Below are 15,573 nucleotides of genomic sequence, written 5' to 3'. Positions count from 1 at the left end.
GATTCCGCCGCGAACCTTCACCATTTCACCGAGAGGCGGCCCCGTGCATTAACCCGGGTTCGATTACGAGGAAATGACATGAACGCTCGCGTTCTCGACGGCGAAATCATCACCAGCAGGCTCGAAGATGTCCGCGCCTATGACGGCGTGCGCACGCGGCGCATTCTCGCCTTCGTCATCGATTATTTCATCGTGGCGCTGCTCACCATTCCTTTCGCGATCCTGGTGTTCCTGTTCGGGCTGTTGACGCTTGGCCTCGGCTGGATGCTGTTTTCCATTCTCGTGCCGACCGTCGCCATCCTCTACATCTGGAACACGCTCGGCAGTAGAGACCAGGCCACAACCGGCATGAAGATGATGGGCATCCGGCTCGACCGGCTCGACGGCAGCCGCATCGACGGGCTGACCGCCGTCGTGCATTCGGTGCTGTTCTGGGCGGGCAATGTCATCCTTTCGCCGCTGGTCCTGCTGGTGAGCCTGTTTTCCGACCGCAAGCGCACGCTGCACGACCTGTTGCTCGGCACGGTCGTCAGCCGCAGCGGCCGCTGAGCGGCTTTGAAGCGCGGCCGCAGCCTTTGCGCACAAAAGTGAAGACGTCCAATCACCCAGGCCTTCACAATCCTGTTGAATTTTTCGGCATCCGCGCCAAAGGTAGAGCGATTCGCAGGAGTGTTTCCAAGGCTCGATGACGCAGCACCCGACCCAGTCGCCACAGTTCTTTCTGACCGCGCCCTCGCCATGTCCCTATCTCGAGGGCCAGTTCGAGCGCAAGGTGTTCACACACCTGGTCGGCGACAAGGCCCCCGAGATGAACGATCTGTTGACGCAAGGCGGTTTCAGGCGGTCGCAGAACATCGCCTACAGGCCGGCTTGTGAGACCTGCCGCGCCTGCGTGTCGGTGCGTATCCTGGCGCAGGAATTCACCGCCAGCCGCAACATGAAACGGGTCATACAGCATAATTCGGATCTGGTCGGCGCCATGCACGACGCCGAACCCTCCACCGAGCAGTATTCGCTGTTCCGCAGCTATCTCGACGCCCGCCACCGCCGTGGCGGCATGTCCGACATGACCGTGCTCGACTACGCCATGATGATCGAGGATACCCATGTCGACACCAAGGTCATCGAATACCGCCGCCGCGGGCCCGACAGTTTCATCACCGGCAAGGGCCAGGGTGAACTGATCGCCGTGGCGCTCACCGATAAGATGGCCGATGGCCTGTCGATGGTCTATTCCTACTTCAACCCGGACTTCGTGGACCGTTCGCTCGGCACCTTCATGATCCTCGACCACATCGCCCGCGCCAGGGCGATGGGCCTGCCCCATGTCTACCTGGGCTACTGGGTCAACGGCTCGCGCAAGATGAATTATAAGATGCGCTTCCAGCCGCAGGAGCATCTCGGCCCGAAAGGCTGGGAACGCTACAATCACGAAGCGGTTTCGCGCTGATTTCCGCTTTCGGTATTCACTCTTAGATTGTTTCGAGGAGGATGCCGCTGGGCTTCCGGCCGATCGGCTGGAAGACCGGGCGGGTCAAATTTTGCGCCTCCAAGCTCATCGCGAGAATTGCGGCATGTCTTCCCACAACGACCACCAGAAAGGCCTTCTGATCACCGCCATCGGGGGGTTGACGCTGACTGTCGACATTCCGCTGATCCGGCTCGCCGACGGCGAGGCATGGACGATCCTGCTGTTGCGCACCGGCACAACCTTCGTCGCAACCCTCATTATCTGGGCGGTCTGGCGGTCGCTGAGCACAAACGCACCGCAGCTTATCCCGGGCTGGTCGGGGCTTGTCGTTGCCGCCCTCTACGGGCTCGGCTCGATCGCCTTTATTACCGGCGTCTACAACACCTCGACCGCAAACCTCGTTTTCATCCTGGCCTTCACCACCATGTTCGCGGCCCTTTTGTCGTGGCTGTTCCTGAAGGAGAGGCCACGGCCACTGACGCTTGCAGCGCTGGCATTGATGATCGCCGGCGTCGTGATCATCGTCGGCGATTCCGTCGGAACCGGGCATCTCTTCGGCGACCTGATGGCGCTATGCTCGGCCTTTATGATCGCCGCGGCCATCACCATCTCTCGCGCGAGCGGCAAGGATATGGGTTTCACCGCGCTGATCGGAGTCGTCCTGCCGCTTGCCGTCGCCGCCCTCATGGTCTCCAAGGTTGGTTTCCAGGTCAGCGCACCGTGGTGGATCGTCTTCAACGGCGCCGTCATCATGCCGATCTCGTTCTTCTGCCTCGCCAACGGGCCTAAATACATTTCCGGGCCGGAAGTGGCGATGTTTTATCTGCTCGAAACCGTGCTGGCGCCGGTCTGGGTGTGGATGATCTTCGCCGAAACGCCGTCGCGCAACAGCCTTATCGGTGGCGCGATCCTCATCGTCACTTTGATCGGCCATTCGCTCTGGCAGCTGCACGAGGGGCGCAAGCGCCGCGCCACGCTCGCCGTCAGTCACCCGGCCTGATTCTTTTTCGCGGCGGCGCGGTCGGCGACAATTTCGATCTGCGGCGGTGCGTCATCCTGCTCCGTCGGTTCGGCGGCAGCGAGTTCATCGGTCAGTTCCACCTCGCGCAGCCATTCGCGCCAGATCGCGACCAGCAGGGCCATCAGCACCGGGCCGATGAACAGGCCGAGAAAACCCATCGTTTTGACGCCGCCGATCAGGCCGAAAAAAGTCGGCAGGAAGGGCAGCTTTATCGGGCCACCGACCAGCTTCGGGCGCAATGTCTTGTCGACGATGAAGAGTTCGACCGCGCCCCAGATGAACAGCGCCAGGCCGGCCATCGGCGAGCCGCTGGCGGCGAGATAGATCGAGACCAGCGTAAAGGACAGCGGCGCGCCGCCGGGAATCAGCGCCATGATGCCGGTCAGCGCGCCGAGCGTCACCGGCGACGGCACGCCGGCCAGCCAGTAAGCGATGCCCAGCACCAGTCCTTCGCCGATGGCGATAACGGTCATGCCGGTCACCGTCGACGAGATCGTCGCCGGCACCACGCGTGAGATCCGTTCCCATCTGGCCGGCAGGATGCGTTCGCCGAGGCGGTCGACCTGCCCGGCGAAATGCTCGCCGTCGCGATAGGCAAAGAACAGCGCGATCATCATGAACAGCAGCGTCAGCAAAAGGCCGAAAGCGCTGCCGCCGGCGGCAAGCACGCCGCGATAGATGCTGCCGATATTGGCACCGCTGATCAGCTGGATCAGTTCGCCGATACCGCCGGGATGGCCGAGATTGACCGTCCACTGCTCGTTCAGCCATTCGCCCACTACAGGCAGCGTGGCGATCCAGTGCGGCGTCGGCGCGCCGTAGCGGTTGGTCTCGATCGCCCAGCCGACCCATTCGCGCACCTCGTTGATGGCGTAGGTGCCGGCAAGCGCGATCGGCACTACCAGGAAGGTCAGGATGAAAAGGATCGCAAGCGTCGCGGCGATCGTGCGGTTGCCGCCGACGCCGGCGAGCAGCCGCCGATAGAGCGGCCAGCTGGCGAAAGCGATCACCAGGGCGGCAAGGACCGGGAACAGGAAGCCGTGGAAGAAATAGACGCCGGCGGCGACGATCAGCACCAGGAGCCAGCGCGCCGCCGACAGCGGCGGAATGACGGCGGCCCTGAGCGGCGTCGACAGGCCGAACAGGCGCTGCTGCCGCTCCGGTTTCTGGATTCTGGCTTCTTTCAAGCGCCCAACTCTCCCTGGCCCATCCCATCGCTTATGCACTGATATAGTGCAGCAATCGTGACGACATTCCAAATGGTGACAGGGAAGCTGCTGATCTCCCCCCTCGTGGGGGGATGGCCGGCAGGCCAGAGGGGGTTGCCGCGCGTGAAGCGCCAGCTGCCTCCGTTGGCGATGGGGGTCGCGTCAGGACGTGCCGACCCCCTCTGTCGCCTTCGGCAACATCTCCCCCTCAAGGGGGGAGATTGCAGCCTCACCCGAACTTGCCAGTCCTCGGGAACCCCTTCGGCACCATGCGGCCGGCCGAGGCGCGGGCGCCGATCCATTCGGCAAGCTCGTCACGCGATTTGGTGAAGATGCGGTCTGCCGAATCCTGCCAGGATAGGCCGCTTGCGAACGTGAAGGTCTTGAGGTCGAGGACGCCGCCATCTTTGTATTTCTGCAGGCGCACGCCCTTGCCGCGCCCCATCTCCGGTATCTCGGCCAGCGGGAACACCAGCATCTTCCGGTTCTCGCCGATGATGGCGAGATGGTCGCCGGTGACGATCACGCAGCGCTGGGCCTCGTCGGGCGCCTTGACGTTCATCACCTGCTTGCCCTTGCGGGTGTTGGCCACGACCTCCTCTTCCGGCACGATGAAACCGTTGCCGTCATGCGAAACCAGCAGCAGCTTGCGCTTGGGGTCATGGACGAAGGCGGTGACGATGTCCTGGTCATTGTCCATGTCGACGATGATGCGGATCGGCTCGCCATGGCCGCGCCCACCCGGCAGCCGGTCGGCGCCGATCGTGTAGAACTTGCCGCCGGTGGTGAAGACCAGCACCTTGTCGGTCGTCTGGGCGTGGAAGGCGAGCTTGAGGCTGTCGCCTTCCTTGAAGGTCAGAGTCGAATGGTCGGTCAGATGACCTTTCATGGCCCTCAGCCAGCCCTTTTCCGAAACGACGACGGTGACCGGCTCGCGCTCGATCATGGCATGGGCGATATCGGTCAGGTCATGTTCGGGTGCATCTGCGAACTCGGTCCGGCGCTTGCCGATCTCGGTCTCGGGCCCGTATTTCTGGCGAACGTTGGCGACTTCCCACTTGATCGTCGCCCACTGTTTGGCATCGGATGCGAGCAGCGCCTCGATTTGCTTCTTCTCGCCGCTCAGGCCGTTGAATTCCTCGCGGATCTCGAATTCCTCGAGCTTGCGCAGCGCCCTCAGCCGCATATTGAGGATGGCCTCGGCCTGGGTGTCGGTGAGCGACCAGCGGGCCATCATCACTTGCTTGGGCTCGTCCTCCTCGCGGATGATCCTGATCACCTCGTCGATGTTGAGGTAGGCGATCAGGTAGCCGGCGAGGATCTCCAGCCGCCTCTCGATTTCGCCGAGGCGGTGCTTGGAGCGGCGGATCAAGACGTCGCGGCGGTGCTCCAGCCACTCCTTGAGCACGCCCTTCAGCGACAGCACGTTCGGCACCTTGCCGCGCGACAGCACGTTCATGTTGAGCGGAAAGCGGCTTTCGAGCTCGGTCAGCTTGAACAGCGATTCCATCATGATGCCGGGATCGACCGAGCGGCTCTTCGGCACCAGTACGACGCGGATGTCCTCGGCGCTCTCGTCGCGGACATCCTCGAGCAGCGGCAGCTTGCGCGCCATCAAAAGCTCGGCGATCTTCTCGATCAGCCTGGCCTTCTGGACGCCGTAGGGGATTTCGGTGACGACAATGTTCCAGGTGCCTCTGCCCTGGTCCTCCTGGCTCCATTTCGCTCTGACGCGAAAGCCGCCGCGGCCGGTCTCATAGGCATCGAGGATCGAGGCACGGCTGTCGACGATGATGCCGCCGGTCGGAAAATCCGGCCCCTGCACGAAGTCCATCAGCTTGGTGACGGGCGCATCCGGATGATCGATCAGGTGAAGCGCGGCGTCGCAAAGCTCGGCGGCATTGTGCGGCGGGATCGAGGTCGCCATGCCGACGGCGATACCGGACGAGCCGTTGGCAAGCAGGTTCGGGAAGGCGCCGGGCAGCACGGCCGGCTCCTCGTCTTCCTCGTTGTAGGTCGGGCGGAAATCGACGGCGTCCTCGGTGATGCCTTCCAGCAGCAGCGTCGACACTTCCGTCATGCGCGCTTCGGTGTAGCGCATGGCGGCGGCATTATCGCCGTCGATATTGCCGAAATTGCCTTGCCCGTCGACCAGCGGATAGCGCATCGAAAAATCCTGCGCCAACCGCACCAGTGCGTCATAAATCGATTGGTCGCCGTGCGGATGGAATTTGCCCATCACCTCGCCGACGATGCGGGCGCATTTGGCAAAGCCCTGGTCGGGGTTGAGCCGCAACAGGCGCATGGAATGCATGATGCGGCGATGCACCGGCTTCAGTCCGTCGCGCACGTCGGGCAGCGCCCGGTGCATGATGGTCGACAGCGCGTAGGCGAGATAGCGCTCTTCCAGCGCCTTCTTCAGATCGACCGGCTCGATATTGTCGCCGCCGCCAGTTTCAGGCGGCAAAAGCCTTTTTCCCATCGGCTGGCACTAGCCGAGCGGGTGATTCGCGGCAAGAGGCGCCAGCATACGTCCTCCTATGCAACAGGAATTGGAAGCGTCGCGACGCCGGCCAACATCAATCCGTCTGCTTCTATCGCAAGCCTGATGGATCGGGTTTGCCTTTGGCCGCTATTTTCGACCATTGTGCCGAGGCCCGCCTTTTTCCGGTCCAGTTCGTCGCTGAATGGTGACGACGCGAAGAAAAGAATTTCAGGACACTCTCAGGGGAGCTCTCGATGACGATCAGAAACTCGACACTTAAAAGACTGGCTTTTTCGACCTTTTTGCTGACGCTGCCGCTGAATGCGGCCTTCGCGCAGGATACCGCGGTCGCCGACCGACTGAAGGCTGCCCTCGCCGCCCAGGGCGTCGACCTCTCCTGGACCGGAGTAACCGGCGACACCTCGAGCATGGTTCTGCAAGGCGTAGCGGTCAAACCGGCGGCCGAAAAGGAGGCGCTCAAGATCGGTGACGTCAAGCTCGAAGGCGTGACCGAAGCCAATGGCGGCTATCAAATCGCGACCGTATCGACTTCGCCGTTCGAACACAGCGAGGATGGCGTCACGCTCAATCTCAGCCCCTTCGTCATCCACGACATGACGGTGCCGGCCGAAGGTGCAAGCGGTCCGCTGGGCTCGCTGATGATGTACAAATCGGCCGAGCTCGACAACATGACGGTCAAGGTTGCCGACAAGACCGCGTTCTCGATGGACGGGCTTGCCATCGCAATCACGCCGCCGGCCGACGGCAAGGCCATGGAGTTTTCCGGCACCACGGAAAAATTCACTGCCGACCTGACGCTGGTCGAAGATCCGAAGTCCAAGGAAGTCATCAACGCGCTCGGCTACCAGAACATCTCAGGCAATCTTGAGATGGAAGGTACCTGGCAGCCTACCGACGGCAGGATGGACTTGTCGAAATATGAAATTTCGGTCGACAATGCCGGCACGTTCGGCATGACTTTCAATCTCGGCGGCTACACGCTGGACGTCATCAAGTCACTGCAGGAGATGCAAAAGAAGATGGCAGCGCAACCCGAAGGCGCCGACAATTCGGCGCAAGGCATGGCCATGCTCGGGCTGCTGCAGCAGCTTTCGTTCAACAGCGCCTCGATCCGCTTCGATGACGATTCGCTGACCAAAAAGGTGCTGGATTATGCCGGCAAGCAGCAGGGCATGTCCGGCAAGGACATCGCCAACCAGGCCAAGGCGATCGTGCCATTCGGCATGGCGCAGCTCAACAATCCGGAACTGACGGCGCAGGTTTCGGCCGCGGTCAACAAATTCCTCGACGACCCGCAAAGCATCGAGGTCTCGGCCGAGCCGCCGGCAGCGGTGCCGTTCGCGCTGATCATGGCGGGCGCCATGTCCAACCCACTCGACCTGCCGAAAACGCTGGGCGTGACGGTTACGGCGAACGAAGACTGATCGATACAGCCTTCAAGCAAAAAGCCCGGCAGTGATGCCGGGCTTTTTTATGAATCCACAGAACCGGTTCAGAGCGTTTCCTAAACCTCTTTCTTCGCCGCCACGACGCGCAGTGACAATTCGCGAAGTTGCTGCGGGCTGGCTTCCGACGGCGCGTTCATCAACAGGTCGTAGGCCTGCTGGTTCATCGGGAACATCGTCACTTCGCGGAGGTTCCTGGCGCCGACCAGAAGCATGACGACGCGGTCGATGCCGGCCGCCATGCCGCCATGCGGCGGCGCGCCATACTGGAAGGCACGGTAGAGGCCACCGAAGCGCTCCTCGACGGTTGCGCGGTCCAAGCCAACAGTCTCGAATGCCTTGACCATCGTTTCGGGCAGATGGTTGCGAATGCCGCCCGAAGCGATCTCGAAACCGTTGCAGACCATATCGTACTGGAACGCCTTGATGCCGAGCAGATCCTCGCCGTTAAGCGCATCGATGCCACCCTGCGGCATCGAGAACGGATTGTGCGCGAAGTCGATCTTCTTCTCCTCCTCGTTCCATTCGAAGAACGGGAAATCGACGATCCAGCACAGTTCGAAGCGGTCGCGGTCGACAAGGTTGAGCTCCTCGCCGGCGCGGGTGCGCGCCGCTCCCGCGAAGGAGACGAACTTCTTCGGGTCGCCGGCGACGAAGAAGGCGGCATCGCCATCGGCAAGGCCGAGTTGCAGGCGGATAGCCTCGGTGCGCTCCTCGCCGATGTTCTTGGCCAGCGGCCCGGCGCCTTCGAGCTTGTCGCCCTCTTTGCGCCAGAAGATATAGCCGAGGCCGGGCTGGCCCTCGCCTTGCGCCCATGAGTTCATGCGGTCGCAAAAGGCGCGCGAACCGCCGGTTTTCGCCGGAATGGCCCAGACCTCGGCCTTCGCATCGTTGGCAAGGATGTCGGCGAACACTTTGAAGCCGGAATCGCGGAAATGGTCGGACACGGCCTGCATTTCGATGGGGTTGCGCAGGTCCGGCTTGTCGGTGCCGTATTTGCGCATGGCGACGTCGTAGGCGATGCGCGGAAACTTCTGCGTCACCGGCTTGCCGGCGGCAAAGGTCTCGAAAACGCCTCGCATGACCGGCTCCATGGTGTTGAACACGTCCTCCTGCTCGACGAAGCTCATCTCCACGTCGAGCTGGTAGAATTCACCCGGCAGGCGGTCGGCGCGCGGATCCTCGTCGCGGAAGCACGGCGCGATCTGGAAGTAGCGGTCGAAGCCAGACACCATGATCAGCTGCTTGTACTGCTGCGGCGCCTGCGGCAGCGCGTAGAAATTGCCGGGATGGATACGCGACGGCACCAGGAAGTCGCGCGCCCCTTCGGGCGACGAGGCGGTCAGGATCGGCGTCGAGAATTCGGTGAAGCCGACCTCGCCCATCAGCTTGCGCATCTCGGCGATGATTTTCGTCCGCGCCACGATATTCTTGTGCAGCGTGTCGCGGCGCAGGTCGAGGAAGCGGTATTTGAGGCGGATATCCTCCGGATAATCTGGCTCGCCGAACACCGGCAGCGGCAATTCCTTGGCCGCCGACAGCACGTCGATCTCGCGCGCGAAAATCTCGATCTCGCCGGTCGGCAAATTGGGGTTCACCGTGTCGGCGAGGCGCGCCTTGACCTCGCCGTCGACGCGGACGACCCATTCGCCACGCAGCGTCTCGGCGATCTTGAAGGCAGGCGAATCCGGATCGGCGACGATCTGGGTCAGGCCGTAATGGTCGCGCAAATCGATGAACAGCAGGCCGCCATGGTCGCGCACGCGATGCACCCAACCCGACAGGCGAACGGTCGAGCCGACATCGACCTTCCTCAATTGGGCACAGGTATGGCTGCGGTAACGATGCATTGTCATTCTTAAAGTCCGGGTGCTGGGTTGTGGCCGAGGCATGATGGCCCGGCCCGAAAATTTGCGCGAAAAGCACATGAGAGGGTGCATTTGTCAAGGCAAGCGGCGCCGGCACGAGTTCGCGTTTCTTCCCGCCCCTGTCCCGCCGGCATCAATTCATGCGAGAGGCGTTAATCTGAGTCTGCTGCTCTGTGCCGGCAGTTCAACTAATGCACCTCATCCCTTGACCCCGCCTGCGGTGAGGCCGGAGATGATCTTGCGCTGGAAGATCAGGACAAGGATGACGAGCGGCACGGTGACGATCACCGATGCGGCCATGATGTTGCCCCACGGGATCTCGAACTGCGAGCTGCCGGAGAGCAGCGCGATCGCGACCGGCACAGTTCGCTGCTCGTTGTTGGAGGTAAACGTCAGAGCGAACAGGAACTCGTTCCACGCACCGATGAAGGCGAGAAGCCCGGTGGTCGCCAGCGCCGGCCACATCAGCGGCAGGAAGACGCGGCTCATGATGATCCAGGGCGTAGCACCGTCGAGGATCGCCGCTTCCTCCATCTCGATCGGCAGGTCGCGAACGAAGGCGGTGAGCACCCAGACGGTGAACGGCAAGGTGAAGATCATGTAGGAGAAGATCAGCGCGAACGGCGAATTGTAGAGGCCGAAGGCCCGGATCAGCTCGAAAAGCCCGGCAAGCACCGCCAATTGCGGGAACATCGAGACGGACAGGATAATGAGGAGCAGAGCCGAGCGACCGCGGAAGCGGATGCGTGCTAGCGCATAGGCGGCGGTGACGCCGAGGAACAGCGAAATGGCGACAACGACGCTCGAGATGAACAGCGAGTTCACGAGGTTGCGCAGGAAGGTCCCCTCGGTGAAAACGGTCCTGTAATTGCTGAAGCTAATCGTCTTCGGCCAGTAGTCGATCTGGAAGAGTGCCGTCCCCGATTTCAGGCTGGTGATGATAGCGTAGTAGAACGGGAACACCGCGACGATGACTATGACGGCGACGAGGAGGTAGAAAGCGGTGCGCTTGACGATCCACATGATCAGTAGTCCAACATGATCAGTAGTCCCCATATCATCAGTAATCCTTGTCCAGCCTTATCCGGCCGAGCCAGAGAACGAGCATGGTCAGCAGAGCGAGGATGAGGAAGAGCAGCGTCGATGCAGCGGAACCGTAGGCGAACTTGTCGAACTCAAACAGGCTCTCGCGGGCAAACACCGACATCGACTTGGTGTGTATGTTGTTTGGCGTGAGCACGTAGATCAGGTCGAAGATGCGCAGCGCATCGAGACCGCGGAAGATCATGGCTACCATCAACGCCGGTCGGATGAGCGGCAAAGTGATCTTCCAGAACACTTTCCACGGGCTGACGCCGTCGAGTTTGGCGACCTCGTAGATTTCTTGCGGAAGCATCTGAAGGCCGGCGAGAATGAGAAGCGCCATGAACGGGGTCGCCTTCCAGACGTCGACAACGAGGATGGCGACCATCGCCGTGTCGGCGCTGGCCGTCCAGGCGATCTTGGTGCTGATCAGGCCGAGCTTGAGAAGGACGTCGTTGATGATGCCGAACTGATCGTTGAGCATCCACTGCCACATTTTCGCTGAGACGATCGTCGGGATCGCCCAAGGGATTAGAATCGCGGCGCGCACGACGCCGCGGCCGCGAAATTGGGTGTTGAGCACCAGCGCGACGATCATGCCGAGCACTGTCTCGCAGGTGACCGAAATCACCGCGAAGCGCACCGTGTTCCAGACAGCGCGCCACCAGACCGGGTCGACGAACAGCCCGTCATAAATGACCCGGCCGCTCGGCATTTGCAGGACCGAGAAATAGTTGGCGAAGCCAATCCAGCGACGGGCTTCGAGGTCGGCGAGCGAGGCATCGGTGAAGCCGAAATAGATCGTGCGCATCAAGGGCCAGCCGGCAACGGCGGCGAGTACGATGAGCATCGGGGCAAGCAACAGCCATGCCGATCGCGTGCGCTGACGCGCCAGCAGTGAGCCTCGGCGCGGTGAGATCACCAGGCGGCGCCCTTGAGCCTGGTCAAGGAGAACTCGAGATCGGCAAGGTTGTCGGCGGCCGCGCCCTCGCCGGACATGGTGTTGTGGACGGCGGTCCAGAACTCGCTCGATACCTCGTTGTACCTGCTCTTGGCCTGGGCCGAGGGACGCGGCACCGCGTTGAGGACGACTTCCTTCCAGCGCGGAATGACCGGCTGCGCGCTGGCGATGTCGGCATCGTCGTAGAGCGCCTGGATGGTCGGCAGATATGCCCCCTTCAAGGCGCGGTACTTCTGCATCTGAGGCGAGGCGATCCATTTGACCAGCTCGATTGCTGCGTCCGGGTTCTTCGAATATTTGGAAACCGCGAGATTCCAGCCGCCGAGCGTTGCTGCCGGGCGGGCGCCCTCACCCGACCCCGGCGGCAGCGTCGTCACCTCGAACTTGCCTTTGATGGGGGAGCTTTCGCTGTTGCCAAGCGCGTAGGCGTAGGGCCAGTTGCGCATGAAGACGGCGTTACCGGTCTGCCAGACACCGCGCGACTCTTCTTCCTGATAGGCCAGAACGCCGGGAGGCGAGATCGTTCCCACCCAGCCCCTCGCCATTTCGAGGGCAGCGGCTGCTTGCGGGTTGTTGATGGAGATCGTGCCGTCCGGCTCGATGATCTGGCCGCCGCCGTTCGACTTCACCCATTCGAGTGCATCGCAGGTCAGCCCCTCATAAGCGTTGCCCTGGAAGACGAAGCCCCACATGTCCTTGTTGCCGGCCTCGCGCTCCTTGTCCATGACCAGCTTGGCGGTGTCGGCAAGTTCGGTCCAGTTGGTTGGGACCTTGGCGCCGTATTTGTCGAGGAGGTCCTTGCGGTAATAGAGCGCCGGCGCATCGGTGAATATAGGCAAGGCGACGAGTTTGCCATCGACGGTCTGCGATCGGATGATCGATGGGAAATGGGCGCCAACGACATCCTTGGTCGCCTCGGTCAGGTCAACGAGCTGTTTTGCGAGCTGCGGGGCCCAGATGACGTCCGTCTGATAGACGTCGACGTCGCTGCTCCCGGCGGCGAGCCAGAGCCTGTATTGGCCGAACTGGTCCGTCCCTGAGGGCGGCACCGGAACGACGGTAACCTTGTTGCCGGTCTTCTTCTCGTATTGATCGAGTATCTCGCGAAGGATTCTCTGGCCGTTACCGGTATCGCCCGAAACAATAGCGAGGTCGACGGCCCGCGCCGGGCCGGCCGCCAGAACTGCAGCCACGGCAAATGCAGCAAATGCGGGATGATACTTCATGATGGCGGACCTCCCTCTGGAGCTTCAGGCCGGGCAGCAGAAACGACATCGATGCCCGACACCGTCCTCCACACACCGGCAGCTCACAAGACGCGCATTCGCCCACCAGCACTGAACTACAAAGGTACGCCTTGGGTTCCCAACGCGGAGCATCCAGCGCCACGCGGTAGCGCAAGTTCCCAGCTCGGTAAAAATAGAAGCTGAGGCACCCGTGGCCCTGGCTGGCCCCAACGCCACCGGGAATTGCCGCTGGTATTGGCAAAGGCGATGGTTCAAGAAGGATCAACGACAGGCTTTCCCTTCATGTCCTCCATCCGCCCGCTGATCCCGCTCCTGATCGCCGCCGGCATCCTGCTCGGCGGCAACGGCCTGCAGAGCACCTTGATCGCGCTGCGCGGTGCGCAGGAAGGTTTTCCCGCCTCCTCGATCGGTCTGATGGGCACGTTCTATTTCGCCGGCTTTTTGCTCGGCTGCCTTGCCGTCACCCGCATCATGAAGTCCGTCGGCCATGTGCGCGCCTTTTCCGCATTGGCGGCGATCGCCTCGGCGGGAACGCTGCTGCTGGTGCTGGTCATCGATCCCGTGATGTGGTGCGCCGTGCGCTTTGCCGGCGGGTTCTGCTTTGCCGGCCTGTTCACCATCATGGAAGCCTGGCTGAATTCCGGCGTCACCAACACCGACCGGGCGCGGGTGCTTGCCATCTACCGCATGGTCGATATCGGCTCGGTGACGGGCGCCCAATTCCTGATCCCGATCTTCGGCGCCGGCGGCTTTGCCATCTTCGCCATCATGTCGATGATGATCACCGTTTCGCTGGTGCCGGTTTCGCTCGGCGACCGCTCCAACCCGACGCCGCCGGAAGACGTCAAGCTCGATTTGGCGCGCGTCTGGCGGATCTCGCCGCTTGGCTGCTTCGGCTGCATCGCCGTCGGCGTCACCAACAGCGCCTTCCGCACCCTGTCGCCGGTCTATGCAGAGCAGATCGGCATGTCGGTCGCCGACGTCGTCACCTTCGTCAGCGTCGGGATTTTCGGCGGCGCCATCATCCAATACCCGCTTGGCTATCTCTCCGACCGCTGGGACCGGCGCTCGGTTCTGCTGATGACGACGTGTTGTGCGATGGTGGCGGCGCTGGCGCTGGCGTTCGTGGCAGGCGGCAGCCCGTTCCTCAACTTCGTGCTCGTCTTCATCTTCGGCTGCTTCGCCATGCCGCTCTATTCGCTGTCGGCGGCGCATTCCAACGACCGCGCCGACAAGGGCGAGTTCGTGCTGATCAACGCAGCCTTGATGCTGTTTTATTCCTTCGGCGCCATTGGCGGCCCGTTCGCCGCCTCGACGGCGATGCAATATTTCGGGCCGAGCGCGCTGTTCGTGTTCAGCGCCATCGTCTATGCGGTCTTCGTGGCCGTCATCCTTTACCGGATGCGGGCGCGGTCTGCCGTGCCGGCGAGCCATCGCAGCCGTTTTACCGCCCTGTTGCGCACGTCGACGGTTTTTGCTCGGTTGGCGAAGAGGAACGCTGATCCCGATGAGCCCGCAAAGCCCCGATAAAGGTGCTTACGCTTGACGAAAGCGCGCGCGGCTGAAATTGAAAGAGACCCTGCCCTTTGCCAAAAGCGATTTGATGCACGTCATCACCACCCAGAAAGAACTCGAGACCGTTATTGCCGCTTTCGAAAAGGCGGAATTCGTCACCGTCGATACCGAATTCATTCGCGAAACGACCTTCTGGCCGATCCTGTGCCTGATCCAGATGGCAGCGCCCGGGGTGACGGCACTGATCGATCCGCTGTCGCCCGAAATCGATCTGAAGCCGTTCTTCAGGCTGATGGCCAACGAGGCGATCGTCAAAGTCTTCCATGCGGCGCGCCAGGACATCGAAATCATCGTGCATCTCGGGGATCTGGTGCCGCATCCGGTGTTCGACACCCAGGTGGCGGCGATGGTCTGCGGCTTCGGCGACAGCGTTTCCTACGACCAGCTGGTGCAGCGCATCACCGGAGCGCGGCTCGACAAGTCCTCGCGTTTCACCGACTGGCGCCACCGGCCGCTGTCCGAAAAGCAGCTCGATTACGCACTTGCCGACGTCACCCACCTGATCGAGGTCTACAACCACCTCAGCGCCGAACTGGTGCGGGAAAACCGCGCCCACTGGCTGAACGAGGAGATGGACGTGCTGACCTCGCGCGAGACCTACGATCCGCATCCCGAGGATGCCTGGAAGCGGCTCAAGATGCGGCTGCGCAAGCCGCAGGAACTGGCGATCGTGCAGGCGGTGGCCGCCTGGCGCGAACGCGAAGCGCGCGAGCGCGACGTGCCGCGCGGCCGGGTGCTCAAGGACGATGCGATCTACGAAGTGGCGCAGCAGGCGCCGCGCGACGCGGCGGCGCTGAGCAAGCTGCGCACCACGCCGAAGGGCTGGGAACGCTCTTCGACCGCGACGGCATTGCTTGGCGCAGTCAACGCTGCCCTTGCCCTGCCCAGGGAAGAGATGCCGAAGCTGCCGAAAAGCTTCCAGCCGCCGGAGGGGTCGAGCGCCGCTGCGGAGTTGTTGAAGGTGCTGCTGCGGATCGTTGCCGAAAAGGAAGGCGTCGCATCGAAGGTACTCGCCTCCAGTGACGACATCGACCGCATCGCTGCCGAGGGCGAGGAAGCCGACGTGCCGGCATTGCAAGGCTGGCGGCGCGCCGTTTTCGGCGAGGCCGCGCTCAAGCTGGTGCGCGGCGAACTCGCCATCAAGTTCGACAAGCGCAAGATCGCGCTGTTCGACGTGCAGCCTTGATC

12 protein-coding genes are annotated in these 15,573 nt (G+C 62.3%); 6 read left to right on the top strand and 6 right to left on the bottom strand.

The window, feature by feature from the left end:
- Positions 1-78 precede the first annotated feature (78 nt).
- From NKI85_RS12530 to NKI85_RS12520, 3 genes are all read left to right on the top strand, one after another.
- Complete coding sequence (locus NKI85_RS12530) at positions 79-549, top strand: RDD family protein (RefSeq protein ID WP_352525332.1); 471 nt, start codon at positions 79-81, stop codon at positions 547-549.
- A gap of 136 nt (positions 550-685) precedes the next feature.
- A complete protein-coding gene (locus NKI85_RS12525; RefSeq protein WP_352525334.1) occupies positions 686-1,450 on the top strand; it encodes an arginyltransferase in 765 nt (254 codons plus the stop codon).
- 124 nt (positions 1,451-1,574) lie between these two features.
- A complete protein-coding gene (locus tag NKI85_RS12520; protein WP_352525335.1) occupies positions 1,575-2,471 on the top strand; it encodes a DMT family transporter in 897 nt (298 codons plus the stop codon).
- Here NKI85_RS12520 and NKI85_RS12515 read toward each other — a convergent pair.
- Entirely contained in the window at positions 2,459-3,679 is a 1,221-nt protein-coding gene (locus NKI85_RS12515; RefSeq protein WP_352525336.1) for an AI-2E family transporter, read from the bottom strand. The genes NKI85_RS12520 and NKI85_RS12515 overlap by 13 nt on opposite strands.
- Positions 3,680-3,929: 250 nt before the next feature.
- Positions 3,930-6,182 carry a DNA topoisomerase IV subunit A gene (parC, locus tag NKI85_RS12510; protein WP_352525337.1) on the bottom strand — a complete coding sequence of 751 codons (2,253 nt, stop codon included), beginning with the start codon at positions 6,180-6,182 and terminating at the stop codon, positions 3,930-3,932.
- Between the two features lie 257 nt (positions 6,183-6,439).
- On the opposite strand from parC, the gene NKI85_RS12505 reads away from it, so the two are divergent.
- The gene (locus NKI85_RS12505; RefSeq protein WP_352525338.1) at positions 6,440-7,630 is read left to right on the top strand and encodes an aq_1923 C-terminal domain; all 1,191 of its coding nucleotides are present in this window, start codon (positions 6,440-6,442) and stop codon (positions 7,628-7,630) included.
- Between the two features lie 80 nt (positions 7,631-7,710).
- Here NKI85_RS12505 and aspS read toward each other — a convergent pair whose 3' ends face one another.
- The 4 genes from aspS to NKI85_RS12485 form a co-directional block, all read right to left on the bottom strand.
- Positions 7,711-9,501 (bottom strand): aspartate--tRNA ligase, encoded by a 1,791-nt coding sequence (gene aspS, locus NKI85_RS12500; RefSeq protein ID WP_352525468.1) that lies wholly within the window; start codon positions 9,499-9,501, stop codon positions 7,711-7,713.
- Positions 9,502-9,717: 216 nt separating this feature from the next.
- Complete coding sequence (locus NKI85_RS12495; RefSeq protein WP_352525469.1) at positions 9,718-10,545, bottom strand: carbohydrate ABC transporter permease; 828 nt, start codon at positions 10,543-10,545, stop codon at positions 9,718-9,720.
- A 34-nt stretch (positions 10,546-10,579) separates the two neighbouring features.
- Positions 10,580-11,452: a carbohydrate ABC transporter permease gene (locus tag NKI85_RS12490; protein ID WP_352525470.1), complete on the bottom strand. Its 873-nt coding sequence runs from the start codon at positions 11,450-11,452 to the stop codon at positions 10,580-10,582.
- Positions 11,453-11,520: 68 nt separating this feature from the next.
- Positions 11,521-12,789: an ABC transporter substrate-binding protein gene (locus tag NKI85_RS12485; RefSeq protein ID WP_352525339.1), complete on the bottom strand. Its 1,269-nt coding sequence runs from the start codon at positions 12,787-12,789 to the stop codon at positions 11,521-11,523.
- Between the two features lie 303 nt (positions 12,790-13,092).
- Between NKI85_RS12485 and NKI85_RS12480 the strand changes: the two genes are divergently transcribed.
- Positions 13,093-14,340 (top strand): MFS transporter, encoded by a 1,248-nt coding sequence (locus NKI85_RS12480; RefSeq protein ID WP_352525340.1) that lies wholly within the window; start codon positions 13,093-13,095, stop codon positions 14,338-14,340.
- A 73-nt stretch (positions 14,341-14,413) separates the two neighbouring features.
- On the top strand, positions 14,414-15,571 hold the full coding sequence (gene rnd / locus NKI85_RS12475) for a ribonuclease D (RefSeq protein ID WP_352525471.1): 1,158 nt from the start codon (positions 14,414-14,416) through the stop codon (positions 15,569-15,571).
- Positions 15,572-15,573 lie beyond the last annotated feature (2 nt).

This window comes from Mesorhizobium sp. M0571, assembly GCF_040320985.1.
Taxonomy (GTDB): domain Bacteria; phylum Pseudomonadota; class Alphaproteobacteria; order Rhizobiales; family Rhizobiaceae; genus Mesorhizobium.
This window is presented reverse-complemented; position numbering and strand designations above follow the sequence as displayed.